32 protein-coding genes and 1 pseudogene are annotated in these 26,533 nt (G+C 44.5%); 14 read left to right on the top strand and 19 right to left on the bottom strand.

The window, feature by feature from the left end; all coding sequences use genetic code 11:
- Positions 1-25: 25 nt before the first annotated feature.
- Both AB0756_RS38130 and AB0756_RS38125 read left to right on the top strand, forming a co-directional pair.
- Positions 26-433, top strand: coding sequence for a hypothetical protein (locus tag AB0756_RS38130; RefSeq protein ID WP_038091003.1), 408 nt, complete (start codon positions 26-28; stop codon positions 431-433).
- Positions 434-438: 5 nt separating this feature from the next.
- Positions 439-1,329, top strand: a complete 891-nt coding sequence (locus AB0756_RS38125) for a hypothetical protein (protein ID WP_038090998.1) — start codon at positions 439-441, stop codon at positions 1,327-1,329.
- A gap of 338 nt (positions 1,330-1,667) precedes the next feature.
- Here the strand turns inward: AB0756_RS38125 and AB0756_RS38120 are convergent, their stop codons facing one another.
- Together AB0756_RS38120 and AB0756_RS38115 are read right to left on the bottom strand one after the other, a co-directional pair.
- Positions 1,668-2,534, bottom strand: coding sequence for an oxidoreductase (locus AB0756_RS38120; RefSeq protein ID WP_038090995.1), 867 nt, complete (start codon positions 2,532-2,534; stop codon positions 1,668-1,670).
- A gap of 245 nt (positions 2,535-2,779) precedes the next feature.
- Positions 2,780-3,247, bottom strand: coding sequence for a VOC family protein (locus tag AB0756_RS38115; RefSeq protein ID WP_038090993.1), 468 nt, complete (start codon positions 3,245-3,247; stop codon positions 2,780-2,782).
- 592 nt (positions 3,248-3,839) lie between these two features.
- Here AB0756_RS38115 and AB0756_RS38110 point away from each other — a divergent pair.
- The 4 genes from AB0756_RS38110 (at position 3,840) to AB0756_RS38095 (ending at position 5,198) form a co-directional block, all read left to right on the top strand.
- A complete protein-coding gene (locus AB0756_RS38110) occupies positions 3,840-4,091 on the top strand; it encodes a type II toxin-antitoxin system Phd/YefM family antitoxin (RefSeq protein WP_038090991.1) in 252 nt (83 codons plus the stop codon).
- A complete protein-coding gene (locus AB0756_RS38105) occupies positions 4,084-4,356 on the top strand; it encodes a type II toxin-antitoxin system RelE family toxin (RefSeq protein WP_038090987.1) in 273 nt (90 codons plus the stop codon). Before AB0756_RS38110 ends, AB0756_RS38105 begins: the two co-directional genes overlap by 8 nt.
- Before the next feature lie 123 nt (positions 4,357-4,479).
- Positions 4,480-4,713 (top strand): hypothetical protein, encoded by a 234-nt coding sequence (locus tag AB0756_RS38100; RefSeq protein ID WP_408019948.1) that lies wholly within the window; start codon positions 4,480-4,482, stop codon positions 4,711-4,713.
- 263 nt (positions 4,714-4,976) lie between these two features.
- Complete coding sequence (locus tag AB0756_RS38095) at positions 4,977-5,198, top strand: hypothetical protein (protein WP_038090986.1); 222 nt, start codon at positions 4,977-4,979, stop codon at positions 5,196-5,198.
- A 339-nt stretch (positions 5,199-5,537) separates the two neighbouring features.
- Here the strand turns inward: AB0756_RS38095 and AB0756_RS38090 are convergent, their stop codons facing one another.
- The 9 genes from AB0756_RS38090 to AB0756_RS38050 all read right to left on the bottom strand — a co-directional run bounded on the left by AB0756_RS38090 (position 5,538) and on the right by AB0756_RS38050 (position 14,440).
- A complete protein-coding gene (locus tag AB0756_RS38090) occupies positions 5,538-7,043 on the bottom strand; it encodes an NAD(P)/FAD-dependent oxidoreductase (RefSeq protein ID WP_038091257.1) in 1,506 nt (501 codons plus the stop codon).
- Between the two features lie 634 nt (positions 7,044-7,677).
- Complete coding sequence (locus AB0756_RS38085; protein WP_038091255.1) at positions 7,678-8,610, bottom strand: ParB/RepB/Spo0J family partition protein; 933 nt, start codon at positions 8,608-8,610, stop codon at positions 7,678-7,680.
- A 411-nt stretch (positions 8,611-9,021) separates the two neighbouring features.
- Entirely contained in the window at positions 9,022-9,555 is a 534-nt protein-coding gene (locus AB0756_RS38080; RefSeq protein WP_038091249.1) for a hypothetical protein, read from the bottom strand.
- A 196-nt stretch (positions 9,556-9,751) separates the two neighbouring features.
- Positions 9,752-9,958: a hypothetical protein gene (locus tag AB0756_RS38075; RefSeq protein ID WP_038091246.1), complete on the bottom strand. Its 207-nt coding sequence runs from the start codon at positions 9,956-9,958 to the stop codon at positions 9,752-9,754.
- 545 nt (positions 9,959-10,503) lie between these two features.
- Entirely contained in the window at positions 10,504-10,725 is a 222-nt protein-coding gene (locus tag AB0756_RS38070) for a DUF3471 domain-containing protein (protein WP_072040699.1), read from the bottom strand.
- Positions 10,670-11,569: a hypothetical protein gene (locus AB0756_RS38065; RefSeq protein WP_408019950.1), complete on the bottom strand. Its 900-nt coding sequence runs from the start codon at positions 11,567-11,569 to the stop codon at positions 10,670-10,672. The genes AB0756_RS38070 and AB0756_RS38065 overlap by 56 nt, the downstream gene beginning before the upstream one ends.
- 1,115 nt (positions 11,570-12,684) lie before the next feature.
- Entirely contained in the window at positions 12,685-13,038 is a 354-nt protein-coding gene (locus tag AB0756_RS38060) for a hypothetical protein (protein ID WP_408019952.1), read from the bottom strand.
- 121 nt (positions 13,039-13,159) lie between these two features.
- Positions 13,160-13,615, bottom strand: coding sequence for a cupin domain-containing protein (locus AB0756_RS38055; RefSeq protein ID WP_038091237.1), 456 nt, complete (start codon positions 13,613-13,615; stop codon positions 13,160-13,162).
- Positions 13,616-13,696: 81 nt separating this feature from the next.
- Positions 13,697-14,440 (bottom strand): SDR family oxidoreductase, encoded by a 744-nt coding sequence (locus tag AB0756_RS38050; RefSeq protein WP_038091234.1) that lies wholly within the window; start codon positions 14,438-14,440, stop codon positions 13,697-13,699.
- Positions 14,441-14,563: 123 nt separating this feature from the next.
- Here AB0756_RS38050 and AB0756_RS38045 point away from each other — a divergent pair, with 123 nt between their 5' ends.
- The 4 genes from AB0756_RS38045 (at position 14,564) to AB0756_RS38030 (ending at position 16,402) form a co-directional block, all read left to right on the top strand.
- Positions 14,564-14,710 carry a hypothetical protein gene (locus AB0756_RS38045; RefSeq protein ID WP_408104048.1) on the top strand — a complete coding sequence of 49 codons (147 nt, stop codon included), beginning with the start codon at positions 14,564-14,566 and terminating at the stop codon, positions 14,708-14,710.
- Complete coding sequence (locus AB0756_RS38040; protein WP_408019954.1) at positions 14,647-15,033, top strand: WD40 repeat domain-containing protein; 387 nt, start codon at positions 14,647-14,649, stop codon at positions 15,031-15,033. Before AB0756_RS38045 ends, AB0756_RS38040 begins: the two co-directional genes overlap by 64 nt.
- Positions 15,034-15,196: 163 nt before the next feature.
- A complete protein-coding gene (locus tag AB0756_RS38035) occupies positions 15,197-15,394 on the top strand; it encodes a WD40 repeat domain-containing protein (RefSeq protein WP_137986167.1) in 198 nt (65 codons plus the stop codon).
- A gap of 285 nt (positions 15,395-15,679) precedes the next feature.
- Positions 15,680-16,402, top strand: coding sequence for a glyoxalase/bleomycin resistance/extradiol dioxygenase family protein (locus tag AB0756_RS38030; protein WP_050045381.1), 723 nt, complete (start codon positions 15,680-15,682; stop codon positions 16,400-16,402).
- Positions 16,403-17,252: 850 nt separating this feature from the next.
- Here AB0756_RS38030 and AB0756_RS38025 read toward each other — a convergent pair.
- Positions 17,253-17,606 (bottom strand): hypothetical protein, encoded by a 354-nt coding sequence (locus AB0756_RS38025; protein WP_408019955.1) that lies wholly within the window; start codon positions 17,604-17,606, stop codon positions 17,253-17,255.
- Positions 17,607-17,929: 323 nt separating this feature from the next.
- Positions 17,930-18,673, bottom strand: coding sequence for an SDR family oxidoreductase (locus tag AB0756_RS38020; RefSeq protein ID WP_038124365.1), 744 nt, complete (start codon positions 18,671-18,673; stop codon positions 17,930-17,932).
- A 123-nt stretch (positions 18,674-18,796) separates the two neighbouring features.
- Between AB0756_RS38020 and AB0756_RS38015 the strand changes: the two genes are divergently transcribed.
- Positions 18,797-19,081 carry a GntR family transcriptional regulator gene (locus tag AB0756_RS38015; protein ID WP_038091202.1) on the top strand — a complete coding sequence of 95 codons (285 nt, stop codon included), beginning with the start codon at positions 18,797-18,799 and terminating at the stop codon, positions 19,079-19,081.
- A 755-nt stretch (positions 19,082-19,836) separates the two neighbouring features.
- Here AB0756_RS38015 and AB0756_RS38010 read toward each other — a convergent pair.
- The 4 genes from AB0756_RS38010 to AB0756_RS37995 form a co-directional block, all read right to left on the bottom strand.
- Positions 19,837-20,190 (bottom strand): hypothetical protein, encoded by a 354-nt coding sequence (locus tag AB0756_RS38010; protein ID WP_408019957.1) that lies wholly within the window; start codon positions 20,188-20,190, stop codon positions 19,837-19,839.
- 324 nt (positions 20,191-20,514) lie between these two features.
- Positions 20,515-21,234, bottom strand: coding sequence for a hypothetical protein (locus AB0756_RS38005; RefSeq protein ID WP_038091201.1), 720 nt, complete (start codon positions 21,232-21,234; stop codon positions 20,515-20,517).
- Between the two features lie 157 nt (positions 21,235-21,391).
- A complete protein-coding gene (locus AB0756_RS38000; protein ID WP_038091199.1) occupies positions 21,392-21,676 on the bottom strand; it encodes a hypothetical protein in 285 nt (94 codons plus the stop codon).
- 147 nt (positions 21,677-21,823) lie between these two features.
- Positions 21,824-22,753, bottom strand: coding sequence for an NAD-dependent epimerase/dehydratase family protein (locus AB0756_RS37995; RefSeq protein ID WP_408019958.1), 930 nt, complete (start codon positions 22,751-22,753; stop codon positions 21,824-21,826).
- 67 nt (positions 22,754-22,820) lie between these two features.
- Here AB0756_RS37995 and AB0756_RS37990 point away from each other — a divergent pair, with 67 nt between their 5' ends.
- On the top strand, positions 22,821-23,384 hold the full coding sequence (locus AB0756_RS37990; RefSeq protein WP_408019959.1) for a DUF7638 domain-containing protein: 564 nt from the start codon (positions 22,821-22,823) through the stop codon (positions 23,382-23,384).
- A gap of 80 nt (positions 23,385-23,464) precedes the next feature.
- Here the strand turns inward: AB0756_RS37990 and AB0756_RS37985 are convergent, their stop codons facing one another.
- Both AB0756_RS37985 and AB0756_RS37980 read right to left on the bottom strand, forming a co-directional pair.
- On the bottom strand, positions 23,465-23,749 hold the full coding sequence (locus AB0756_RS37985) for a hypothetical protein (protein ID WP_038077306.1): 285 nt from the start codon (positions 23,747-23,749) through the stop codon (positions 23,465-23,467).
- 147 nt (positions 23,750-23,896) lie between these two features.
- Positions 23,897-24,826 carry an NAD-dependent epimerase/dehydratase family protein gene (locus AB0756_RS37980; RefSeq protein ID WP_038091192.1) on the bottom strand — a complete coding sequence of 310 codons (930 nt, stop codon included), beginning with the start codon at positions 24,824-24,826 and terminating at the stop codon, positions 23,897-23,899.
- A 190-nt stretch (positions 24,827-25,016) separates the two neighbouring features.
- On the opposite strand from AB0756_RS37980, the pseudogene AB0756_RS37975 reads away from it, so the two are divergent.
- Positions 25,017-25,196 (top strand): annotated as a pseudogene (locus tag AB0756_RS37975) (GntR family transcriptional regulator); the annotation flags it as partial.
- A gap of 479 nt (positions 25,197-25,675) precedes the next feature.
- A complete protein-coding gene (locus tag AB0756_RS37970) occupies positions 25,676-26,506 on the top strand; it encodes an oxidoreductase (protein ID WP_408019960.1) in 831 nt (276 codons plus the stop codon).
- The last annotated feature ends 27 nt before the right edge of the window (positions 26,507-26,533 follow it).

The following is a 26,533-nucleotide window of genomic DNA, read 5'->3' as shown; positions in this document are numbered from 1 at the left end:
ATATATATTTAAGGAGTCATATACTATGAATACAGAACAAAAGGTATTAGAAGTTAGTGCAGCACAAATTACCAAATCTTTGTTATCAGATTTAGAAGAACTATCAAGATGTGCAGGAGAGCCTTATTCTGCAGTTTTTGCGGACAGCATAATACGGAAAATGCGTGAGATGGTTGATAAATGTATGGGTGACCCATATACAGAAGTAGTGGTAGCGCTACATGATGCATTAGCACATCAAAATCGCTGGCTTGATTACACTGCACAACAGTATCAAGGTGCTTATAATTTATTCTTATCTTTAGTCGAGCGGGGAAAAATTGATAATACAGAAGTTGAAAACTCAATTATAGCTTTAGAAAAGCTAGGTTTTAATACCCTACCTTTTAGCATCAATTTTGACGACAACTCTCAAGAAGAGTTAGAGTTCTAAAGATTATGTCAGATAAATTAATTGAAGAAAGACAAGATAAGGAGCGTTTTTTAGATACCTCAGTTGTTCGTTCATTATTACTGGCTACACAAATCTACCAAAATTATTTAAATGCTCTCATTGGCAACCAACAGCTTTATATTTCCAGCTATATTCAGATGGAAATAAAACGGAGTTATCTAATTAATTTAATTTCTTTTTATTTTATTTTACGTTTGGATGCTATTAATACTATAGGAGATGCCATTAGTCTATGGAGCAATAGATTTAAAGGCAGCGAACTTAAGGCCGTTTTGCAGTTTATCCCTCAATTTTTTAGTAATTATCAATTGAATCTTGACAATCCTCAAAATAAAGAAAAAGCTCTCTACCTTTTAGCTAGCTATATCAAGCGTTTTGAGTTGTTGTTGAGAACAAAATTTAAGGAAACAAAGGATTCTACAGCCTGCGCTCGCGCTCTTGTACCACTTAATGTTGATTTAAAAAACCCTGTACCTGGTTTGAGAAAATTTGTTTCGGAATTTGGAGATGTTAAAACCTGCCGAAGTAAATGTCAAATAGACCAGTTTCTTTTAAAGCAGCATCGTTCAGAAGTAGATAAATTAGTTGAAATAGCCAAAAAACTACCACGAAATACAAACACAAGAGGATTTCTTAATATTGCTAATAATCTGAAAGAAATATTAGCAACGGGTGCAACAGCTTGTGACTGTAAAAGATGTGAAAAAATTGGAGATGCTGTTATAGCCTTAAATGCACCACGTAATATGCAATTGGAGCATACTGATAGCTCCTTTGATTATTTATGTCCCCCAATTAACCAGCCTCATTATAAACATCCTTCAGAAAATCAGGTAGTCATGAATATATCTGTAACTAACAATGATGAAGATTAGGATATTGGGGCTGACAAGCTAAAAGATAAATAGTGCTCTAGGTACAGCAGGGGGAGCAAAATGACAAAAATCACTCATTATGACTACATTGTTATTGGTGCGGGTTCTGCTGGGAGCATAGTGACCTCAAAACTCGCTGCAAGTGATGAGGAGATGTCTAGTCAATTCTATTGCCACCGCCTTCCTCTTTAATGAGTTCTACAGGCAATTTAGTTGCGATCGCGGTACGCCTTGACGAGGGCTGCGCCGATGCCTTGGGACGCGCCGGTAATAACAACAACTTTTTGTTCGGTACTCATAGTAAAACTCCTTTGAAAATCATATAGTAATATTGCTCTTTAGGCTACGGTCGAAGCTGTTACAGAGTGGTCGTGGTCGGTGCTGGTAGCGACTGGCAACCATGCTTCAATTTCCCGTGCCATTTTTGCCGCATTGTTCCGATACATGGCGATCGTGTCCTGACCGACGGGCAAATGTACTGGCGGACGTTCTGTATTGGCGAGTTGAATCATCACAGAGGCAAACTTTTTCGGATCGCCTGGTTGATGCCCGTGTAGCGCCGAGGCTCCGCTACGCATTAAAGCTACCGTTTCCTGGTAATCGTCGATAATCGTTTGAGCGGCAATATAAGATTCAGCGCTCAGGAAGTCGGTACTAAAAAGACCGGGAGCGACTGCCGTAACATAGATGCCGAGGGGTGCCAGTTCGATCGCTAACCCTTTCGAGAGACCTTCGACCGCAAATTTAGTGGAGCCGTACAATCCCCAACCCCCAATTGCATCGTAGCCGAACAGCGACGAGATATTGATGATGTGCCCGGACTTTTGCTGGCGCAGGTAAGGCAACACGGCACGAGTCACGTTGAGTAACCCAAACACGTTGGTATCGTACTGTTTGCGGACTTCGGCATCTGTAGCTTCTTCAATTGCACTCACCATGCCAAACCCGGCATTATTGACTAAGACATCAATTCGACCGAAACGGGCAATGCCTTGCTTGACAGCTTCTTGTACCTGGTTTTCTTGTGTGACATCCATCTGCACAACGCACAGATCCAGGTGGTTGTGCAGGGCATGAGCGAGTTGTGCGGGCTCGTTGCGAACCGTTGCCACGACTCGATCTCCCTCTGCTAGGGCGGCTCTAGTAATTTCCAAGCCAAAACCTCTGGAGGCTCCGGTAATAAACCATACTTTCTGCGTTTTCATCTTGTGTCCTTGTTTTAGGTGTTGTGTAAATTGTTGGCTTTAGCTCTTTCGGTGAGTGCATGACTGCTGCACTGATGGCGAGTAGCTTGATGAGCGAAAAATCTGTTACTTTTGGCTACTTTTGATCCTTAAGCGATTGATATCAAGTCCGGCTAAATGCCCATAATAAAACTTTCTCCCTTGTCCCCGTGTCTCCGGGTCTGTCCCAACTACGGGTATGCAACCGGACATGATGTCATGTCCCGTTACCGTCCGGGAAGCCGCACCTTCACCTCTTGAAGCACCCAACCGTTGCCGTCTGGATCGCTGAATGAGGCATAGGAGGCATAGTCGCGACGTTTCGGATCGGGACCACTTAAGCGTCCTTCAGTTCCGGCATGGTGGAATATCCCTCCGATGTCGTGGAACACCTCACTCACCTCGACACCCCGATCCACCAATTCGGCACGGGCTGCGGAGATGTCGTAAACTATGAGGTACAAACCTTGAACTGAACCGGGCGCGGCGAAGGTAATTCCTTTACCGAAGATGATTGAGGCTTCCGAACCGCTCGGGGTCAACTGCACCACCCGGAAGTCCTCACTGGTGACAAAGTCAGCATCGAGTCGCCATCCTAACGTTTCATAGAAGTGCTTGGAGCGATCCACATCAGCAACGGGCAATACTATAACTTCGAGTTTCATGTTTTGAGTGTTTACTTGATTGCTGTTCATCTTGTTCTCCTTGAAATTGGTGAAAAGTGTTGCTCACCTCGATTAACTTCATTCTTCCGCGAGCACTCAATTTAGACCACTCAAGTTCTTTGAGTTAAAATGCGATTTAATTGTTATTTACTTGAGGAACGCCACCACTCGTGTGCCAGTGGGACAGTGGCGATTGGGATCTCGCTTTACTGTGCCTTCATCCCCTTTTTGTACGCTCGCGGAAGAAATGAGGAACAATTAACTAAGCCTCCCGCTTTGGAGCATGACCCAAAGCGGTTTATTTATTATGGTTGTAGTTTAAAAACACGCCCTAGGGTTGCGATCTCTCCACTCATGCACTAAGGCTTGCGCTCAAACTTCATGGGATTATGAATGCCAGTTGTGCTAACTTCCTTGGAGTTCAAGGGTGGCTACCCATTGGGGTATGGGGGAGTGGGAGGAGTTTTAAAAACTGAGTTTTCAAAAGAGCTACTTTTTGATCTGGAAAATGTATTACATATTTAGTAGAATAATTGTACAAAAAGCAATTTTTGTATTTTTTAGCGTAATTGTACATTTTGTACATTTTTATCACCTACTTTATTAATTAATATGTTGCCCTATGACTGTCATAAGTGCATCTGATGCTCGTGCAAACTTTCAAGAGATTATCAATCGTGTTGAGTATGGCGGTGAGCGCATTCTCATTCAGCGTCATGGTAAGACTGCTGTAGCTGTCATCGGGTTAGAAGATTTAAAGCGGCTTCAAGCACTTGAGGACGCTATTGATTCTGATGAGCTTCGTCGTGCCGTTGAGGAGAATGATGGTTTTACTACTTTAGAATCTATTATTGCTAGTCGAGGCGATGAATGAACGCTATAGTTTAAGAATTGCTAAGACTGCGGAAAAAGACTTGAAAGACTTACCTGCTAAACAATTTAAGCAGGTAAGTGTAAAAATATTTTCTCTTTGTAGCGATCCTAGACCTCACGACCACATAGCTTTAAAAGGTTATGAAGGTTACCGTGTCGATCAGGGCGAATACAGAATTCTTTATACGATTGACGATACAACCAAGATGGTTGATATTTTTCGCATAGGCAAACGTAATGATGACGAGGTTTATAAAAACTTGTAGGTTGTCTAAAAGCACAGACAGATAACTCAGGCATTAGAGCATCAAACTAAATCAGCCAGCACACTACTCACCTTCAACTGGTGTTGCTGACGGTTATCGTCATAGATCATCACCGTCTCCAACTTGCTGTGCCAACTCAGCTTCTGCACCTCCCGCACGCTTTGCCCCTTAGCTGTCGTGCGATCGCAAGTCAAAAGTATCTGCTTGAATTACCCTGGAGTCACACCACTGGTATCCCGGTATTTAATCACCGTCTCTCCCTTTTGGACTTTGAACTTGGCTCGGATTTGGCAGTGGTGGACAGAAGCTAATAATTTTGGTTCGTGTATTTCTCGATTTGCTGCTTTAGCCGTATAAAATTTGATTTAAAAGAATTCGCCTTTTGTACGCTCGCGGAAGAAATACGGTGAACTATGCCGCGTAGGTTCAAAAATTTTTTGGCCAAATCTGGAATGGTGGAATTTGATGTTGTAGTTCCTAATAGATAAACAAAACCTCGGTCAACTGAAGGCAGGTAAATACCAGCAAAGACAGTGAAACTTCAATTGATTTATATTTAAATGAACTTTTTATACTAATCCAGACCGCACTGCTTAAAAAGTGGTGCGGTCTTATAATTTATGGCATGGATGTTGCAGAGTGCGATCGCCCAACACATCCCTTATGTTATTGGGATGAACGAAGAGATTGGGGATAAAGCGAGTATTGAATTTGCCGTTGGTTTTTACGCTGCATTGGGGGCTGGAGAATCTATTGAGTTTGCTTATGAATTTGGTTGTAATGCTGTGGAGTTGGCTGGGTTTCCAGAACATTTGACTCCTGTATTGAAAAAGAAGCAATGATTTGAGAAAATGGCGATCGAAAGATACAATTTCACCTTTGTCCAAATACTTAGCACGCAAAATTCCCCCAGAACTGCTTGGGGTATAATTGACCTCTCATCATCTCTGTTGTAAGGGGTACGAAGCGCTGTGCGTAAGCGATAAGCGAAGCTTAACGGCTAGTGCCGTATCGCGGTGGTCGCCGAGTGTAGAGCGACAAATTATTTGACCGCAGCGACAAATTACAGGTCAAGAATGCGACCCCACTCATCAAAAAACCCGCACGTGGCGGGTACAAACCAAAGGGTATAAAACACAAACAAACTGTTAAATTTTCTTAATCGCTCGGGTAGTGACTGTTTAAACAGTTACTAACTGACGGTTGGTGCGAGAAATTGTGTTGACAGCAGTGGACTTTGTAGCTGGCTTGTGCTTCACAATGTCGCGAACAGCTTCGAGAGAAGACTCGATAGAACCTTGCAACCATGCGGGGAATCTAGAGCAATGTTCGCCTGCAAAGAATAGGGTGTTTTGGGGTCTTTGTGCTGCCAAGTAATTAGATTCGCTGTCATCCCAATGAATGGTGCATCCGCCTGCACTCCACTTATACTCACCCCAGGCAATGGATGCTTTGTCTACGATCGCACCCCTTTCATTCAGTTCGGGGTGAAGTTTGCTCACTGTGTTTTGCACGTAGTCAAAACGCTCTTGTTCTGACATTTTGCCCATGCGATCTGCATCATCACCGATGGTGTAGCTTGCCAACATCACGCTTCCACGCTCTGGATTGAACTTGACTGAGGGGTAGTAGGTTTGGCGTACACCTTCTCCACTGAAGGAAGCTCCACCTTTGATACCTTCTTGTTGCCAGAAAGCTTCCTTGGTATGAAATGCTACCTTAGTACCGGGACAGTAAACGGTGTTGTGGATGGAGTCCAACTTTTGCCCGTCAAAACCGCTCAATTCCATTTTGCGGAGTATGGAGAAGGGAATGGTGCATAAGACGTAGTCGCAGTTGGTGGTGTGCAATTGACCGTTTTGTTTCCAAGTAATTTGGGTGTGGTCTTTTTCTACACGCAAGGCAACTACTTCAGCATTACACTGGATGTCTGCGTTGATTGAAGTTGCCAAGCGCTGAATGAGTTGATCCATTCCACCTTTGAGTTGCAACAAGTCGTGACTGGTTTCGGTCATGATGTCGCCAAGGAAGATATCCAATCCTTGAGAACACTTGGCGCGGAAACTCTTATTTTGAGTTAAGAAAGAGTGCAAATCTATGGTTTCGCCGTCTTCACTGAAGTAAGGATTTAAATCCAAGCGCTCCAACTCATCCATCAGGTGAGATTGCAAGTCGCGTTCAAAATCAGAACGAAGATTACCTGGTGCGATGGTATTGATGATGGTTTTAAGCCAAGCCGCAAAATTGCGAGTTTGTTCGCTGTAACGAGTATCAGTTAACAGACCGCCTTCTGAAAGTTGTAGCGTGCGGGGTGCGTCTTTCATCTTCAGCACTTGACCGTTGATGTTCATTTTGGCGTTGCTTTCCTCAAACACGGTCATAAACTTACACAGTTTGTCAGCTAATCCCATTTCTTGGACATAATGCAGTGTCAGTTGGTGGTCGGAGGGAATACGCATTGCTCCGAGTTCGGCGTAAGGTGCATCGGGTTCGTTACCGAAGCGGTGTGTCCACACCCGTCCGCCGATGCGTGGGCTACCTTCTAATATTTCAACGGTGTGTCCCAAGCTTTCGAGTTCGTAAGCGGCTACCAAACCTGCAATTCCTGCGCCTAAAATTGTAATGTGCTTTTTCTCGGATTGGCTGTTGATGAGTTGGAGTTGTTCTTTAATCGTGTTAGCGTCCATTGTTTTATCCCTTTTGGTTAGTTGCTTGTCTCATGATTTAGGATTCAACTTGCCACGGACGATTACGTAATTTTTGAAGTTAGTTGTATAAATTAAATACTATTTATAACGGATACTTACGGAAACTGACTTTTTCTGACGACTGGGTTTTTGGTAGCAATGGAGGTGTAGCGAGCGAGAGTCCAACTCTCCTGGGTGCTTAGTACTTGGCTCAGTGGTATGAATGCGGTTCTTGAACGCGATCGCCTAAATGCATTTATCTTTCATCCTATTTTGTACGTTTGTAGTATCAATTCTTTATACGATTGACGATACAACCAAGATGGTTGATATTTTTCGCATAGGCAAACGCTGCGGATGACGAGGTTTATAAAAACTTGTAGGTTTGGTGCTGCTCTTTGAGTTGATTGAAGGGGAGTATGTTGTTGGTAAAGTCAACTTGTTGTGGCAGTTGTTGAATTGACAGCTGGCTGGGTGGTGAGCGATAAGGCAGTATAGCCGTTAAGCCGCATTCAAAGAACTAGCTGAAAATAATCTATCGGCTGAGCTTGAAATCCTAGCCATAGAGAGACGGGGCGAGGAGAAAATATGACTCTCAGGCACCCATCTCCTGGCACTCGCCAGCTGCCATCACTTATTTGGAATCAGTCATAAGCGCTTCTAGTTCTGCCAACAAAGATTCTAGTTTCTCCTGCTTTTCTTTATTCTCCCAAACCTTTGACTTCTTCGCCTTTAGGTAGGTGGTTTCCAGACGGCTTTGCAAGGTGGAGGTTTCTGTTTTTGGTTGTTTCTTTTTGACAATTTCTTTGATTTGTGAGAGAGACAGAGGTATTTCAATGGCGGCTTCTAAGAGTTCTGCCCTGTCTTCTACTGACTCCAGCTTGGCTATTTCCTTCGCTTTGGTGTACTCAAGGCGTCCCGTTCGCAGAGCTGATTGAATATCATCTGGCAGTTTTAACAGTGGCAGTCGGGTGCGGACAAATGATTGCCAGTTCATTCGTCCTAAAGAAGCAAACACTTTTTCTACTGTTTCCAGATTCGAGTTAACCGAAACGTTTCGGTTAATTATGCCTTTCGCTTCATTGTTTAGTCTGTATAGCAAGGCGGGAACTTCGTCTACAATGCATTCTAAGTTCATCGCCAAAAGTTGTAAGATGCCTGAAGTTTCTTCTATTGGGTTTAAGTCCTCCCTTTGCAGGTTTTCTACCAAGGCATACTGTACCGCCTGCGAGTCGGACAACTCGCGGATGGTCACAGGCACTTCAGTCAAGCCGACTTCTTGTGCCGCTTTATAGCGCCGCTCTCCTGCTACCAACTCATATTGGTCCTTCACTCTTCGCACCAACAGGGGCTGGAGGATGCCATCGCGGTTGACTGACTCTACCAGAGATTGCATGGCTCCGGGGTCAAAATAACTCCGGGGTTGAGTGGGGGGCAAGACAATCTTATCTATTGGCACAGTGGAAGAACCTGCTTGCTCGTCTTCTTTAAACAGGGCGACGTTTTTGAGCTTGCTTCTATCAGCTGGTGGTTTTTGGCTAGTTCGTCGGGGGCTCCGGGTACTCATATTTCCTCCATAGCGATCGCTATCTCGTCAAAAATCTGAAGAATAGCAGGATTTTTGTTAGGGCATAAAGCCAAAGGTTTGCCATACTCGGCAACTTCTGCCACCACTGTAGCTCTTGGTAGTGGGGTAAATACTGTTCCTATACAGGTTTTGTATTCTGGGGAATGCAGATGGTATTGTTTGATTCCACTAATAGCGCTTTAGTAGTACAAAATGGCTCCGTGCCAGTTAAGAACTTTATTCCATTAGTTTAAAGCAAAACCCTCCGTCTTTTTCCGAAGTTTTCACATTTACCATTTGGGACAGTGAATATGGTTGTGCGCCATTTGTATTGAAGACAGCCGCTCTCTGTGCGGAACGCTTAAGGGAACGGCAAAGTTAGGACTGCTCTGGACGCTAAATTAGAGAGCGTCAAGTGTGAAAGTTTTGAGGATTTTTGAGGAGAAAATGATTGTTCACTTTTACTAAATCACCTGTGCAGCGAATTGGTAAACGTTCCTGATAAGCTTTAATAGCTAAAATATAATCATGGTTGGCTAGTTCGGTTTTAACTTCTTGTAATTTCTCAAAAATTGAACAGAGTAAAGTAATTTCTCCACTCAGTTTATCAATTGGTGGAGTAGCGATTTGCACGACTATACCAAAACAAGTGAAGTTGGGATAATTGGTAAGAAATTCGCTTAAGATCTCAACTTGGTCGCGATTTTCTACCACTTCTAATGTTTTTAATATATCGCTGATTCTTTCGGCATAATCTCCTAAGTTATGTTGGAGAGGTAGCAAGATTTCATATTCAGGAGCGGCATCCTTTTTAAGTCGCCAAATTGCCCCGGCATCATTATAAATCCGTCCGGTTTCATGCCAACCAGTAGCTAGTAAATGTGCCTGGAGCACATCAGGGTTAACAGTTTTGAGTATTTGACTATCTTTAATGGTAACTTTCATGGCAACCCTCCAAAACTAATGCGTTGAATGATGGCTTGGAGTGCATCTGGGGTCAACTGATTACTACGGGGTATTTCAATAGTAACATTCAGTAGATCGCAAACTTTTCCTAAAAGGGCGCTCGCCGCTTTCGTTGGCATCGCTTTATGGAAGGCGGAACAGGAAAAATCAGCTATCTGATTGTCAATAAGCGCCCTTATTCGCAACAATTGTCGGAATAAGTTGCAATAAGTGCTCCCTCTGTACCAAACTTCGTACCAAATCCGTACCAAAGGTGATGAGCCTGGGATTTTGTTTTGGAGTGCGATCGCATATTGAAAGTTAGCTGCGAAGACGCTCGTTTTAACAAATCTTCAGCAGCTTGAGAAAGTTCTGAGTTTGACTTGTCGAAATTATCAGTCATGATTCACCTCGATAGAGTATTTGTAGCGACAACTAGATATAGTAAACTTTCATTTGATCAAAGAGATGCGGGGCGTAGAGACACGGAGACGCGGAGAGTCGCTAGGCCCCGCGTCTGGGGCGGCAGCCCCAAGGGTCTAAAACCCCATCTTCTATAAGTTGTTAAACTAGGTTGGGGTTCAATCCCCATATGTGATATCAGAGCGTCAGAGCGTCCTACGGTCTCCGAGTCTCTTCCTTGAATAATTAAGATATTTCAAGACTATGGCTCGCGAATAGCTTGAATCGGTCGATAGACATCAAGTCCAGCAGCAAGGTGGAGCGGAGCCGGAAAAATTGTAGTGTCAAGTATTGGAGACAAGTTAAAAACAAGTGTATTTTGTCAATACGTCCAAATGTAGAAATTATTTTTAAAATAATGATAATCATAAAAGAAGGGGGGAGGGAGAGAGGCAGCCTAAGGCTGCCTCTCTCCCTCCTATCATGATTATCATATTTTCAAGTAATATTCATCTTGAGGAGAAATCATGTGAAACTCAGACTAGATCAGTAACTAAGGGATTGTGGTGACCTACCGTGAGGTGTATCAAAACGGTCGTAGTGAAAATGAGTCAAAGGTAGCTGAATCCTTCCCAATTTGAACAGAAGCTTGCTATCCTTCATTTCAATCTTAAGAATTCCGTAGGCTGGGTGTACGTATTCGCCTGCGTAGTCAGCTAGGGAATGTGATGGTGTGCTCGATCGCCCAATTAATCCAAAAGGAATCATTACTACCAATTTGTTGGTACTTCTGGAAATCTATATTTTGAGGAACTGACCATGAATTTTTTTGCATAGTCAAGATGAATTCATCAGGTAGGCAAATATCATGTTTTTCAACGTAGTGGTAGAGCCCTTCAGGCCAAAACCATTCTCCGTCAGTTAGTATATAATTGCTTCCCATCTTGAACATCTCATGTCCTAATTTAAGCTGTTCTATTTGATTAAGTTTTTCAAAGCGTTCACTACTAAAACAACCGAAGTTACAAGATGTATATCTTCTGTGCCAACATCCATAGAGATGTCCTGCTTTTAAGTAAGCAATAATTTGATTGCGTTCACTCTCTCGCCATCTGTGTTTCAGTAAATATTTAGGATGAGGATAATATGGCCGATTTGAGTCTGACTGCCAACGACCAACCGCTTTGAGGCGTTTATCATTTTCTGGTATATCTTCTTGCAAATCAGCTGGTAAGGTAACTGATCCAGGTACGGTTTCATTATGTATGAAGCAGTTCTGAGCCACATTCCACTCCAACCTTATAAAACACCAGGATTGTTCATTCCAGTAGTAAAGATTGGTTAAATCAATATCATTGAGAGGAATCAGAATAAAGTCAATGTCTTCATCCTCATCATCTTCATACCGTAAAAATTGTTTTTCATATTCACAATCTTGCCATTCTTGTGAATAATACCAGGGATAAAACTGTAAATATTTTTCGTTAACTGCTTCAATATCTCCATCACATTCCTGCCCATTTTTCAACTTAAAAAAACATTCATTGTCACATCGGTTGTACTGACTAACTATTTGTATAAAATCAGTTAAAATTTCTTGCTGAGTTTTCATTACTTTTGCCTCTAAAAGTACAAAATAAATTTTAATCAAAAAAAGCTTGATAGACCAACTTGGTTTTTCATACTTGCCCTTACGGGTTTAGCAGTTCCCTACGGCGGGAAACCTGCCGTAAGGACTGCTTCACCATCATGACGTTTAAAGTAGTACCAGGATACAGAGACAGGAAATTTCAAGCCGTGAAGGTGCAGCTGTTGTCCGCGCTTATGTAATCGAGAAACACAACGTCCAAGAGAATCGGAATGGGCGTTAATTGATTGGATTCCCTGGCTACATCCTAATAAGCGTCAATGGTTTTGGTAGGATGCGATTGTTGAAAATCAAAACCTTCTTCGTGTAGCCATTGAAGTTCAAGGATGGCCTTTCCCTTGGGGCGAATTAGATTGGTTGCTTCGGGCTTCTGGAGCTACCTGTGTTTATCCTGAGGACGAATAGTAAGAAATTAAGCCTTCTACGGGGTCTACTGACCCTAGGCGGATATAGACTACCGCTTTATTAAGGTGGATGCCCATGAGGTTGGTACCAATAGAAGCGGGTGACTCAACAATGGTTTGAATTTTGGTAGCCTTATTCTGATAGCATAATTGCCAGCAAATACGCTATCAAGGTTAGTCAGCGTTGAAATCTCCATTGAAACAGTCCCCACCCAGTCAAATGCTCCGCGTCCCTACCGTGCTGATTCCGGTGGTGAAGGAGTTTGCTCAACTGCACCCTTCGGGACAGACATCTGCCCTACTCTAAGGGTTGCAGGAGTTGATAGCGAATCTTGATAGCAATAGCGATATCGATTTTGAAACGAAATTCAGGACGCTACGATTAGAGAACGAGTTGCCGAAGTTATCCAACAGTTGCGCTTGAGACGTATGAAAGACTGGACTCAAAAACAACAAAGGTTTTAAAGAGATAATATTCCCACCCGTTTGGGGAACTTAGCGGCAAACTTGGCACGGATTAAATCTTTTTTAGATGACCTAGCACATGGTGAAAAAGCACTTTCGATTGAATTTGCTATTGATAACTTAAAAGATGATGTTGACAACGAAACCTTATTTTACTGCTTATTTGGGGAAGAACTTAGTGATTACCTAGAACTAGAGGACGATTTGTATTTATTCATATCTGAAAACATCTAATTGAGTGGCAACCGCATTGATATAACTTTGGTCATTTAGAACTAGAGATGGTAATAAATTTGACTGAATAGCACTCTTGACAAGAGCGTATGCATTAATTTGTCTTGCTCGATAAGCGAGATGAAAATCATTATAACTGGGAATTCCTTGATTTTCTAATTGACCGCGATAAGCGGCGTTGACTAAATCAACAGGTGTAATCCGTGCTACATTTGATGATGCATTTTCAGAAACCGCTGGATTATATGCGGTTTGTTGAGCGTGGACTGCACTTGTGGAAACTGCGGTTAAGACCAATGCTGATAAACTACTAATGATGAAACCTTTCATGAGTTGTACCTCTGTTTGAGATCGGTGAACTTGCAGCCCACCGAGATTAACTTCATTCTTCCGCTCGCGCTCAATTTAGACCACTCAAGTTCGTTGAGTTAAAACGCGATTTAATTGTTCTTTACTTGGGGCTAGTAACGGTTAGGTTCTCTTCATCGGTATCGACGATAAAGACGGCTAGCAGGCGTGCTTTTTGAGTATCACTGGCATTTGCGCTCTTTACATGACGATCGCCAGGGAGTTCAACAAAGTTTTCGCCCGCGTGATACACCTGCTCCGGCTCTGAGTTGACTTTGCTACGAATTGCACCCTCCAGGACTGTTGCATAGATGAAAGCCGAGGCTGCATGGGTATGTGCGGGTGTCGAGCCTCCAGGCGGATATTCAACCACTAGACCTTTTACACTCTTTCCAGGCACATTGGGAAGGGCGCGATTGAAGACCTGCGTTACTTTAGATGTATCATTAAACAGGTCGTTAGCTGAAGCTGCAAATACGGGGAGAGTTGCAAATATGGAGATCGCTGTGAATATGGAGAGAGTCATGAATGCAATTCGCGAGAAAATAAGAGTGAACATTTTTGTTCTCCTTTCATGAATACAAATTCGTGGATACAAATGGGTCTGATATTGAATAATCATTCGCGCTCTTTAAGCGAATTAGCGGTTGAGCCAGTCCTGGAAACGGGTTGAACCGATGCGGGAGTTGTCTTCTGGAATCAGAGAGCGATCGCTCAACTTGGCTCCGAAGTAACGAGCATCGCTGTCCGCGATAACCCGACGTGCATCCTGGTTTGCATTCAAGAATTGTTGAATGAGTTCGTCGAAACGGAACCGCTCCGGACCACCCAGTTCGATGATGCCGTTTACTGGCGCTCCCAGTGTAATATCGACCAGCGCATCTGCAACGTCATCTGCCTCGATGGGCTGGATAAAGGCAGAGGGCACGCTCACCGTTTGCCCATCAGTGGGAAATTGGGCGGCGATTGTTTCTACGAACTCGAAGAACTGGGTAGCACGGAGAATCGTGTAGGGGATCTCTGCGGACTGGATGAGCTTTTCCTGAGCGACTTTCGCCCGCATATAGCCGCTATCGGGAATGCGATCGACACCCGCGATCGACACAACAACGTGATGGCTTACACCAGCTTCTGCCTCAGCCGCCAGCAGATTCCGGGATGACTGAAGAAAGAACTCCAACACCGCCTTATCTTCAAAAGATGGTGAGCTTGTTGCATCGACGACAACCTTGGCATCCACCAGCACTTCAGACAGTCCCTCACCTGTAACGGCATTGACACCCGATGAAGGGGATGCTGCTACTGCCTCATATCCGCGCGAGCGAAGACTTTTTACCAGTTTTTTACCGAGCCGCCCACTGCCGCCAACTATAACAATTTTCATATCTTGACTCCTGTAAAACAAGCATTGGTTTAGAGTTGATAATTTAAAGTTAGAGCGGATTTTGGTTGGACTGAAGATCCAATTATCATAAATTTGAGTAGTCCAATTTCAGTGGGAAAAGGTATGGAGTTCCATCTAACACTGGCTGAGCGTCACGATTTAACCGGGCAAATTTACCGACAGCTTCGGGCGGCGATTATTGAGGATTGGCAAGCGGCAGTCATGACCAAACTATTCGAGTATGGGATGTGCAAACTGGAGAATGTCTGAAGGTTTTGCAGGGGCATATAGGAGCCATCTGGACGGTTGCCTGTGCTCCAAGCACAGATTCCGCCAACAGTCCCAATGGTGGAATCTTGGCAAGTGGAGGTGATGACCAAACGGTTCGTTTGTGGGATCTACAAACGGGGCATTGCCTCCACATTCTGGATGAACATAACGGTTGGGTTCGGTCAGTCATCTTTAACTCTGACGGTCAAATTTTATTCAGCGGGAGTGACGATAAGCGCTCTTTCAGCTTGCGCTTCGCGATAAGCCGAGTACGGCTTGCGCCTTCATGCGATAAGCCGAGTACGGCTTGCGCTTCGCGATAAGCGCTCTTTCAGCTTGCGCTTCGCGATAAGCCGAGTACGGCTTGCGCTGTCATGCGATAAGCGCTCTTTCAGCTTGCGCTGTCATGCGATAAGCCGAGTACGGCTTGCGCCTTCATGCGATAAGCCGAGTACGGCTTGCGCTTCGCGATAAGCCGAGTACGGCTTGCGCTGTCATGCGATAAGCCGAGTACGGCTTGCGCTTCGCGATCGCACCATCAAGCTCTGGGACGTGCAGACAGGACGTTGTATTGAAACACTAACAGTCGATCGCCTGTATGAAGGCATGAATATTCATGGCACAACCGGGTTGACCGTAGCTCAAAAATCGACCCTGAAAGCGTTAGGGGCAATTGACCATTAAAGCAATCGACATCCAGATTCAACACCTTGGCTCGTACACATATTTTTATCAATAAGACGAATTCCCACTGGAATTGGACTGCTCAAGTTTATAAAAATTGGATCTTCAGTCAAACCAAAATCCGCTCTAACTTTAAATTATCAACTCTAAACCAATGCTTGTTTTATGAGGTCTAATAAATTGCATTTTAACTTAAAGAACTTGAGTGGTTTAAATTGAGCGATCGCAGAAGAATGAAAACTAACCAATCAAAACATCAAACTTACCAACCAAAAGGAGAACAAGATGAGTAGCAATCAAGCAAACAGTCCAAACATGAAACTCGAAGTTGTGTTATTTAACGTTTCCGATGTTGACCGTGCGAAAGCATTCTACCAGAATCTTGGCTGGCGGTTCGATATTGATGTGGTGGAGGGCAACTTCCGTGGCGTGCAGATGACGCCTCCCAACTCGGAAGCCTCGATAATATTCGGCAAGGGAGTTACTCCAGACAATTCTGACCGGGCGCACAACCTGGTTCTTGCCGTGGACGACCTTGATACCGTCCGCGCCAACTCGATCGCTCGCGGTGTCAACGTGAGCGAGATTTTCCACTACGCCGCCGGTCCCTTTAATAATGCTGTGGAGAACCCGCGCGTCAGCGGACGCGATCCGCAAGGTCGTTCCTACTTCTCATTTGCCTCGTTTGAAGATCCGGACGGGAACGTCTGGCTGCTCCAGGAAATCACAACGCGGCTTCCCGGTCGCCTGTGGGACTCTACGCAAGTACCAGACAAGGACATTGCAACCCTTGCAAACCTTCTCCGCGAGACGGCAGAGCACCACGATCGCTACGAGAAGACTCACGCCGAACACCACTGGTGGGACTGGTACGCGCCTTATTTGAGTGCGCGTCAGAATGGCAGCAGTCCAGAAGAGGCAGCCACCGCCGCTGACCGTTACATGGAGGAGGTTTTTACCAGGGAAAGGCATGACCTTGTTGCGGGGAGCAGAAAGGAAACTCGTTAACAATTTCAACAAGAAGGCAACTCTAAACAGGACGGAAGGATCTGTTTGGAGTTCCCTTTTACTCAGTGCGGTTGAGCGATCGCGACACTTATTCCGGATTTCTCGCCACATCTGTCAAAACTTGTGCAGGGGTGCTGGGATAGCTGGACAGTTAACTAAGTGACGACAAATACTTGAGCCTTAATAAGAAATTCCCATTCGTGACAGGTTAAGAAAATGGCACATTTGTCAAGAGGATGCAGGAAAAGGAGACAAATCCAGTTGAGAGACTGGCTTTTGCTCATAATAATCCATACCAGGATCGGTATAATCTCCTCCTGTTGTCCAAAGTTTGTAGGTTTGTAGGTCGGCAACTGGGCATTGACAGGCACAGTGCCAACTATCACACCTTACTCTTGATGAAACGATCTTTGCTTCTCTGCGAGCTTCTCAATACACTGAGAATGTCAATGCCCAAACCCAACAACAGCAGGTTGCGACATTCTTGGACTCTGCTGTGAAGGCATCAATAACTCTACTCAAGCCCAAGTTTTTTGCTGAAGTTTGACGATGAATGTCTCGCAAACTTGTCCTCTTTGTTCTTACCAAGTTTTATGCCATATCTGCACTGGAGGAATTTATTGTTTGTGCGGCTTTGTTGGATAACTCTGTTTTGTCACAGTAATTAAAGGCTTCCACCTTTAATTACTGTAAATTTTATCAATAAATCTTACTGGCGATCGCGTTTGAAACTTAAAACGAAGGCAGAAGTACGATCGCAACTGGTATGTTGCCTCATACAAGAGAAGTGAGTATTTAAGCTGCCTTGGTACCAAACTTTGATGTGCCTATTATTACAAAATTCAAGAGACTACTTATTTCCGAAAAAATCTAACTGCTGTGCAACAGCGTTGATATATTCAGAATCAGCAAGAGCTTGTTGAGGTAGCAAATTTGATTTGACAGCACTACGCACAATATCAACAGCGGTAATTTGCTTTGATTGATAAGCAGTTTTCAGATCGTTGTAACTGGGAATACCTTGGCTTTGTAATTGACCCCGATAAGCTGAGTTCACCAAACCAACGGGTGAAATACGTGCTAAAATGGAGGACGTTTTATCAACAACAGTGGGATTGTAAGCTGTTTGTTCGGCGCGAACAATATGGGGTGAGATTGTCGAGAGGAGTAATGCAGAAATACTACCAACGATTAAGTTTTTCATGGTTCCAACCTGTTTTCAATTGACTTTGAGTTCAAATAACTTGATAGTTTGATTTTGGCTCCGTCCTCACCTCGATTTTGTCAATCAAAGCGATTTGGATTTGCTTGTTGTGCCCTGTTCTATTGCCTTATCCGTTCATTGGATGTTTGTTATAGGTTCATCATAGGCTTCAGCAGAAGGGTTTTAAATACATAAAAGACGCAGATTATTGCCCGATCCTCTCAAGCAGGAGCTTAAGCGTTTATTTTTTAAGTATTTAACATTTGTGTGAATTGAAAATGAAACGTTGATGAGAAAATTTTCATTCGGGACCTTTAAGCAAATTAGCGGTTGAGCCAGTCCTGGAAACGGGTTGAACCGATGCGGGAATTGTCTTCTGGAATCAGAGAGCGATCGCTCAACTTGGCTCCGAAGTAACGAGCATTGCTGTCCACGATGACCTGACGTGCATCCTGGTTTGCATTCAAGAATTGTTGAATGAGTTCGTTAAAATGGAACCGCTCCGGACCACCCAGTTCGATGATGCCGTTTATGGGCACTCCCAGTGTAATATCGATCAGCGCATCTGCAACGTCATCTGTTAGGATGGGCTGGATAAAGGCAGAGGGCACGCTCACTGTTTGCCCATCAGTGGGAAATTGGGCGGCGATTGTTTCTACGAACTCAAAGAACTGGGTAGCACGGAGAATCGTGTAGGGGATCTCTGCGGACTGGATGAGCTTTTCCTGAGCGACTTTCGCCCGCATATAGCCGCTATCGGGAATGCGATCGACACCCGCGATCGACACAACAACGTGATGGCTTACACCAGCTTCTGCCTCAGCCGCCAGCAGATTCCGGGATGACTGAAGAAAGAACTCCAACACCGCCTTATCTTCAAAAGATGGTGAGCTTGTTGCATCGACGACAACCTTGGCATCCACCAGCACTTCAGACAGTCCCTCACCTGTAACGGCATTGACACCCGATGAAGGGGATGCTGCTACTGCCTCATATCCGCGCGAGCGAAGACTTTTTACCAGTTTTTTACCGAGCCGCCCACTGCCGCCAACTATAACAATTTTCATATCTTGACTCCTGTAAAACAAGCATTGGTTTAGAGTTGATAATTTAAAGTTAGAGCGGATTTTGGTTGGACTGAAGATCCAATTATCATAAATTTGAGTAGTCCAATTTCAGTGGGAAACGGTATGGAGTTCCATCTAACACTGGCTGAACGTCACGATTTAACCGGGCAAATTTACCGACAGCTTCGGGCGGCGATTTTGGATGGGCGTTTGCAGAAGGGCGAGCAACTACTACCAACTCGCGAACTGGCGTCTCAATTGTGTGTTTCGAGAAATACGGTGATGCAGGCTTATGATTTGCTCATGAGTGATGGATTGCTTGAGGGACACGTTGGTGCAGGGACTTTCGTTGCTGATATTGTTTTAAGCGATCTGCCTTCGGCAGCAGCGAAGCTATCGCTCCCTTGACAAAATAAGTAATATGATGTATATTCCAGCTAGAAGGTTACAATGTTTAATAATTTGTTACATGAGCGTGGGAGTGCGATAAGCCGGGTACGGCTTGCGCCAAGGGCGATCGCTTATAAAACTAAAACACCTCTAGCGCGTGATTTCTGGAGGCGTTTTATTTGAGTTATAAAGATTCATTTAGTTATTGTCTGTATATACGCATATTTTAACGGTGAATTCAAATTACAGAGTGAAGAATGCATAAATAATCTCTGGAGTTTCATAAACAGAGTGTTAAGCTCGGGCGGCATTTGGCAATTTAAAAGTATTTCTGTTGTTTAACTTTTAAAAAAGGAAAAAAACGCATGTAGGCTTAGGTTGACACAGCCTACATAAGCCTTGATAAATAAGGATTTTAAGTCTACACTAACCTCACATTAAGCTTACACTTAAGTCTACATTTCTATGGAAATAATAGATAAAACAAGACTTGAAAAAGCACGTTTCTTGCCCTTGCTTAAGGTAGACTTTAAGAGATTGATGTCTTACCCCTTAAGCATCAATCATTGGCTAGATTTATAAAAACTAACTTAAAAGAGTAGACCGTGCTCCTACTCTTTCTTAATTAGGTGTACGAGCGCAACTATATCTTTAATCAAGCTAAGGCGATCGCAACTGGTGTGTTGCCTCATACAAGAGAAGTGAGTATTTAAGCGGTCTTGGTACAAAACTTTGATGTGCCTATTGTTTTACTTATTACCTAATTCAAGTGACTACTTATTTCCGAAAAAATCTAATTGCTGTGCAACAGCATTGATATATCCAGAATCAGCAAGAGCTTGTTGAGGTAGCAAATTTGATTTAACAGCACTACGCACAATATCAACAGCGCTAAAAAGTTTTGATTGATAAGCAGTTTGAAAATCGTTGTAACTGGGAATACCTTGACTTTGTAATTGACCGCGATAAGCTGAGTGAACCAAACCAACGGGTGAAATGCGTGCTAAATTGGAAGACGTTTCACCCCAAACAGTGGGATTGTAAGCTGTTTGTTCGGCACGAACGACATGGGGTGAGATTGTAGAGAGGAGTAATGCAGAAATACTACCAACGATTAAGTTTTTCATGGTTCCAACCTGTTTTCAATTGACTTTGAGTTCAAATAACTTGATAGTTTGATTTTGGCTCCGTCCTCACCTCGATTTTGTCATCAAAGCGATTTGGATTTGCTCGTTGTACCCTGTTCTATTGCCTTATCCTTTCATTGGATTTTTGTTATAGGTTCATCATAGGCTTAAGCAAAAGGGTTTTAAATACATAAAAGACGCAGATTATTGCCCGATCCTCTCAAGCAGTTAGATTGGACTCAAAACTGTACGTTGGTCTAAATCTAACAGAGCCAGTTTCCCTTCCTTTCGTTGGGTGTTAGATCGGCAGGGCTACTGGTCTAACTAATTAAACTTGATGTCGCTGAGTTGGATCGACACGATAAGAGGTTCCTTAAGCGGTGAGTTGTCAGGCTGCCGAATGTAAACCAGACGCTTGGTGGGCACGATAATTCCCGATACCTCTGTATGCTCGGAAAGATAATGCACAGCAGGTATGCCTTTGCTGATTTCCACATCGTAATCGTGGCGTCGGATTAACCCATCCTTATCGATGTAAAAGGTCTGCACTTTACTGTGGGTGGCGATGTAGGGGGGAAAAGTAACTTGCAGTCTTCGCCAGTTCTCGCCGTTTTCCTGCCAGGGTTCCATTTCTTCTACTTCATAACCGGGCAAAGTGAAGGTGAACGGACTGGTTAAATAAGTCCACATCGCATAACCAACAAAATAAGCTAACTGAAGGTTTGTCCACGGAGTTTCCTGGGTATGCTCCTTAAAGGACGCTCGCGGATTCAGGAGTTCTTCAATCACCGTGCCATCTGTGGTTTCAATTGCCACCCGCTCTGCTTCCATTGAAGTATGTTGATTGGGAGCGCCAAAGGGGGTATGGGATGCCCATTGGCGGTGCAGGTCAACGGTTACATGGATATCATCCAACATTCCGGCTTTGCCTTTGATGCTCCACAGTGCCCCACCATTCACCAAGTGTGCAGAAACTGCTTTAAACTGCTTCCACCGCTCTATGCCACCGTGCGCGTTGATAGTTAATGCTAGTAAGTCATTCATGTTCGTTTTCTTTTATACAGGACACTCTCCTTAGTGCATGAGTGAGGCGATAAGCGCTCTTTCAGCTTGCGCGGCTGGGCGATAAGCCGAGTACGGCTTGCGCCTTCATGCACTAGTGATGCAATCAATTTTCCAGACTGATGTTTGCAATCTTTCCCTACTTGATTTCGGCTGGGTCAAACTCAGTAACTCGTCCCAGGCGGGCAGCCAAGAATACATCGTAGGATGCACAATAGGCAATGGTGACATCATTAGCGTGGTTATAAAGATGAACCACGGTATTCGCTCCTCCGGGTTGAACGGCAATAGGTTCGAGATCCCCAAAAAAGAGACGACGAATGGTATCACCACTGCCCAATTCATCTCTGAATTTCCGTAACAGAGCTAATTTCCCTTCCAAGGTTGGGGGTGTTGGATCTGCGGGGCTCTTTGCTTGACTCATAATTGTTGTTCTCCAATGTTGTTCAAATGTACTGGTCAAACTTTTTTATCCCTGTCGGTTAAGAAATTATTGATAACCGACAGATGTGACACAAAATATCAATGTGAAATTCAGCATATGAGAAGTTACACCGATATTGGCTCTACATTAAAGAGCGGAAACTTCTGCAAGCCATTCGAGCGGTCTGGGTTGCCAATTGAGTTCTCGTTTGGCTTTAGCGTTTGATGCTCCGCGCAGATGGTTGGCGTAGTAAACTGCGTCTGAACCTTGAGCGAGTTCTGCTTCTTCTTCAGTGACGCGAACAGGTGGTTGAGCACCAAGCGTTCGAGCCAAAGCAGATAACCACACACGGAGTTCAACTGGTTGGTCGTCATTGATGTTGTAAATACCGGATGTACCTTGATGCACTGCGGCAATGGTAGCTTGAGCAACGTCTTCAATATGAACCCAAGACCAAACACCTTTTCCTTCTCCCACAATTGGGTATTGCTGTTGGCGGACTTGGTTGGCTACATCTCCATCTTTTGAGAACCAAGTTCCCGGTCCGTAGAAGAAGCCGTATCTGAGAGCGATCCCTTCAAGATTGGTTGCTGTCAGGACTCGATGTTCGGTATCAGCATATACACGAGTGCCGGACGCGATCGCAGGTGTTGCATCAAAGGCAAATGGTGTTTCTTCTGTCGCCAATCCCTCACCAGGAGCATACCAAAAGGCGCTTGACTGGATAATATAACGACGTACACCCGCCGCTTGGGCCGCCGCTTGTACATTCGCACCGCCTTCTTTTCGCAATCGAGCATCAAGTTCCGCCGCCGCAGTCATTGATGCTCGGGTATAGGTTTGAGGTAGAGAAGTCAATTGCTCAATCACCACTTCGGGCTGAGCTTGAATCATGGCAGTACGGACTGCGACTGCGTCAAAAGCATCAACCACTACGGGTTTTGCCCCCAGTTCGCTAAGAACATCAGCTTTTTGAGCTGTTCGAGTCATTCCAATCACTTCATGACCTGCAGAAACTAAACCCGTCACCAGTGGACGACCAATTGCACCAGTTGCGCCTGCAATAAAAATTTTCATATACTTGACTCCTGTAAAACAAGCTTTGGTTTAGAGTTGATAATTTAAAGTTAGAACGGATTTTGGTTTGATTGAAGAGCCAATTTTAAGAAACTTGAGTAGTCCAATTTCAGTGGAAAATGTTATTATGTCCTTTTTTAACACGACCTATCGCATAGTTGATGGCGTAACCATTCCTGGTGTATTTCTACAAGCCTTTATCAAGAATGGAGACCACTATTTTGTCACCGAAATCAAAGTCTACAAAGACGGCAAAATTGATTGCTGGGGGATGGTTGACTTTGATGGTTTCAAAGAGAAGGTGAGCCTCGGTTGGGTTAGAACTCATCTGCCTGAAGGAGCAAGAGTTTCAATGATGCTGCCTGGTCTGTACTTCACTGCCCATCAAGTGAAGTCAACAGTTGAAGAGCAGGAGTTTGTTAAAGAAATTGAAGACGAGATCCGACGACTCAATGGGCAGCTAACGACAGGGGAGCTTTGCCGACAGGCATTAACACAATATAAACATGAGCCAAACGAGGCAAATAAGGAATATTTGCAGCAAGCCTATGATGCTGTTCCTAAACACTGTCGCCAATATTTAGGTAATATGGACGACAAAGATTCGGAATATCGCTCAATTCTCAACTGAAAAGTCAGCAAAATCCACGAGCTATAAACTCGTGCAGTGGCTCAACTCCACAAAATCTTGCATCCGATTAGCCCAGTTGCTTATTTAATCTCGGCAGGATCGAATTCAGTAACTCGTCCCGGACGGGCAGCCAAGAATACATCGTAGGATGCACAATAAGCAATGGTGACATCATTAGCGTGGTTATAAAGATGAACCACGGTATTTGCTCCTCCGGGTTGAACCGCAATAGGTTCGAGATCCCCAAAAAAGAGACGACGAATGGTATCACCACTGCCCAATTCATCTCTGAATTTCCGTAACAGAGCTAATTTCCCTTCCAAGGTTGGGGGTGTTGGATCTGCGGGGCTCTTTGCTTGACTCATAATTGTTGTTCTCCAATGTTGTTCAAATGTACTGGTCAAACTTTTTTATCCCTGTCGGTTAAGAAATTATTGATAACCGACAGATGTGACACAAAATATCAATGTGAAATTCAGCATATGAGAAGTTACACCGATATTGGCTCTACATTAAAGAGCGGAAACTTCTGCAAGCCATTCGAGCGGTCTGGGTTGCCAATTGAGTTCTCGTTTGGCTTTAGCGTTTGATGCTCCGCGCAGATGGTTGGCGTAGTAAACTGCGTCTGAACCTTGAGCAAGTTCTGCTTGTTCTTCAGTCACTCGAGATGGTGGTTGAGCACCGAGCCAACGAGCCAAAGCAGATAGCCACACTCGGAGTTCGACTGGTTGGTCGTCATTGATGTTATAGATACCGGGTGTACCTTGATGAACTGCAGCGATGGTAGCTTGAGCAACGTCTTCAATATGAACCCAAGACCAAACACCTTTTCCTTCTCCCACAATTGGGTATTGCTGTTGGCGGACTTGGTTGGCTACATCTCCATCTTTTGAGAACCAAGTTCCCGGTCCGTAGAAGAAGCCGTATCTGAGAGCGATCCCTTCAAGATTGGTTGCTGTCAGGACTCGATGTTCGGTATCAGCATATACACGAGTGCCGGACGCGATCGCAGGTGTTGCATCAAAGGCAAATGGTGTTTCTTCTGTCGCCAATCCCTCACCAGGAGCATACCAAAAGGCGCTTGACTGGATAATATAACGACGTACACCCGCCGCTTGGGCCGCCGCTTGTACATTCGCACCGCCTTCTTTTCGCAATCGAGCATCAAGTTCCGCCGCCGCAGTCATTGATGCTCGGGTATAGGTTTGAGGTAGAGAAGTCAATTGCTCAATCACCACTTCGGGCTGAGCTTGAATCATGGCAGTACGGACTGCGACTGCGTCAAAAGCATCAACCACTACGGGTTTTGCCCCCAGTTCGCTAAGAACATCAGCTTTTTGAGCTGTTCGAGTCATTCCAATCACTTCATGACCTGCAGAAACTAAACCCGTCACCAGTGGACGACCAATTGCACCAGTTGCGCCTGCAATAAAAATTTTCATATACTTGACTCCTGTAAAACAAGCTTTGGTTTAGAGTTGATAATTTAAAGTTAGAACGGATTTTGGTTTGATTGAAGAGCCAATTTTAAGAAACTTGAGTAGTCCAATTTCAGTGGAAAACGGTATGTTCTATCTAAAACTGGCTGAACGTCACGATTTAACCGGGCAAATTTATTGACAGCTTCGGGCGGCAATTTTGGATGGGCGTTTGCGTGCAGGGGAGCAACTACTCCCAACTCGCGAACTGGCGTCTCAATTGGGTGTTTCGAGAAATACGGTGATGCTGGCTGATGATTTGCTCGTGAGTGATGGATTGCTTGCGGGACACGTTGGTGCAGGTACTTTTGTTGCTGATATTGTTTCAAGTTAAGGAAACTGTTTGAATTGGCCACTTCTACCGCATCATAGGGAGACCAAATATGCAAGTTTTTGTGGACGCGGTGGACTGGGAGTGGACGCGGTGTGGACTTGCCATTGGTACTCGCCCTTTGGGAAAAAGTTTGCGCTCTACTGAAATTGAGAAAGAGTAAGCAAAAGGAGTTTAAACGATTACGGCGAGCGAGGGGGTTCTTTTGAGCCCCATCTGACTGCTTGAGAGGATCGGGCAATAATCTGCGTCTTTTATGTATTTAAAACCCTTTTGCTTCAACCTATGATGAACCTATACTAAAAGACAATGAAAAGATAAGGCAATAGAGCGGGGCACAAAAAGCCAATCCAAATCGCTTTGATGACAAAATCGAGGTGAAGACGGAGCCTAAAGAACGCTCAAGCAAGTGCCGCTCAAAGGAATTGATGTCGGTTGAAGAATCTAGCTGTGTGACTAACTCAATGCAAGGAGATCTACAGATGACTCAGAGAACATGGTTCATTACAGGTGCTTCTCGTGGAATTGGAGCCGAAATCGCACTAGCCGTTTTGGCAAATGGTGACCAATTAATTGCAACCGCCCGCAACAAAACCGATTTGCATCAGTTCGAGTCAAACCCAAATGTGTTGACGCTCAGTCTGGATATTACCGACGAGGCTCAAGTGAAAGCCGCAGTTGCTGCAGGACTCGAACGCTTTGGGCAGATCGATGTGTTAGTCAACAATGCAGGATTCGGTTTGCTCGGAGGCATTGAAGAAACCAGTGCTACTGAGGTTGAGCGAGTATACCGCACGAACGTCTTCGGGCTGTTGAATGTGACTCGTGCCGTGTTGCCCGATATGCGTCAGCGCCGCAGAGGACACATTATTAACCTATCCTCAATCGGGGGCTATCGCTCCTCTGTTGGGTGGGGCATCTATTGCTCAACCAAGTTTGCAGTTGAAGGCATTACCGAAGCTCTGCACGATGAGCTAGCTCCTTTGGGAATCCATGCTACCGTTGTCGAACCGGGATACTTCCGAACCAATTTCCTCGATGGTAGTTCGCTCCAGCGCACTGCCATAGAAATTTCTGATTACGCGGATACTGTCGGGAAAATCCGTCACCACGCTTCCGAATTGAACTATCAACAACCGGGAGATCCCACCAAACTCGCCCAGGCGCTCCTCGAGCTCGTCAACGCAGATACCCCACCTCTGCGGTTGCCTCTAGGGACAGACACGCTTCGGGCAATTGCTGAGAAAAACGCTTATGTCGAGCAAGAAACGGCACAATGGCGGACTCTGGCTGAATCCACTGATTACAGATAAGGAGTGGAAGACTCAGCATAATTCGTA

The sequence above is a fragment of the Tolypothrix campylonemoides VB511288_2 genome (genome assembly GCF_045999855.1).
In the GTDB taxonomy this organism is placed as follows: domain Bacteria; phylum Cyanobacteriota; class Cyanobacteriia; order Cyanobacteriales; family Nostocaceae; genus Scytonema; species Scytonema bouteillei_A.
The sequence above is the reverse complement of the archived record's forward strand: the minus strand, read 5'-3'. Positions and strand labels throughout refer to the sequence as shown.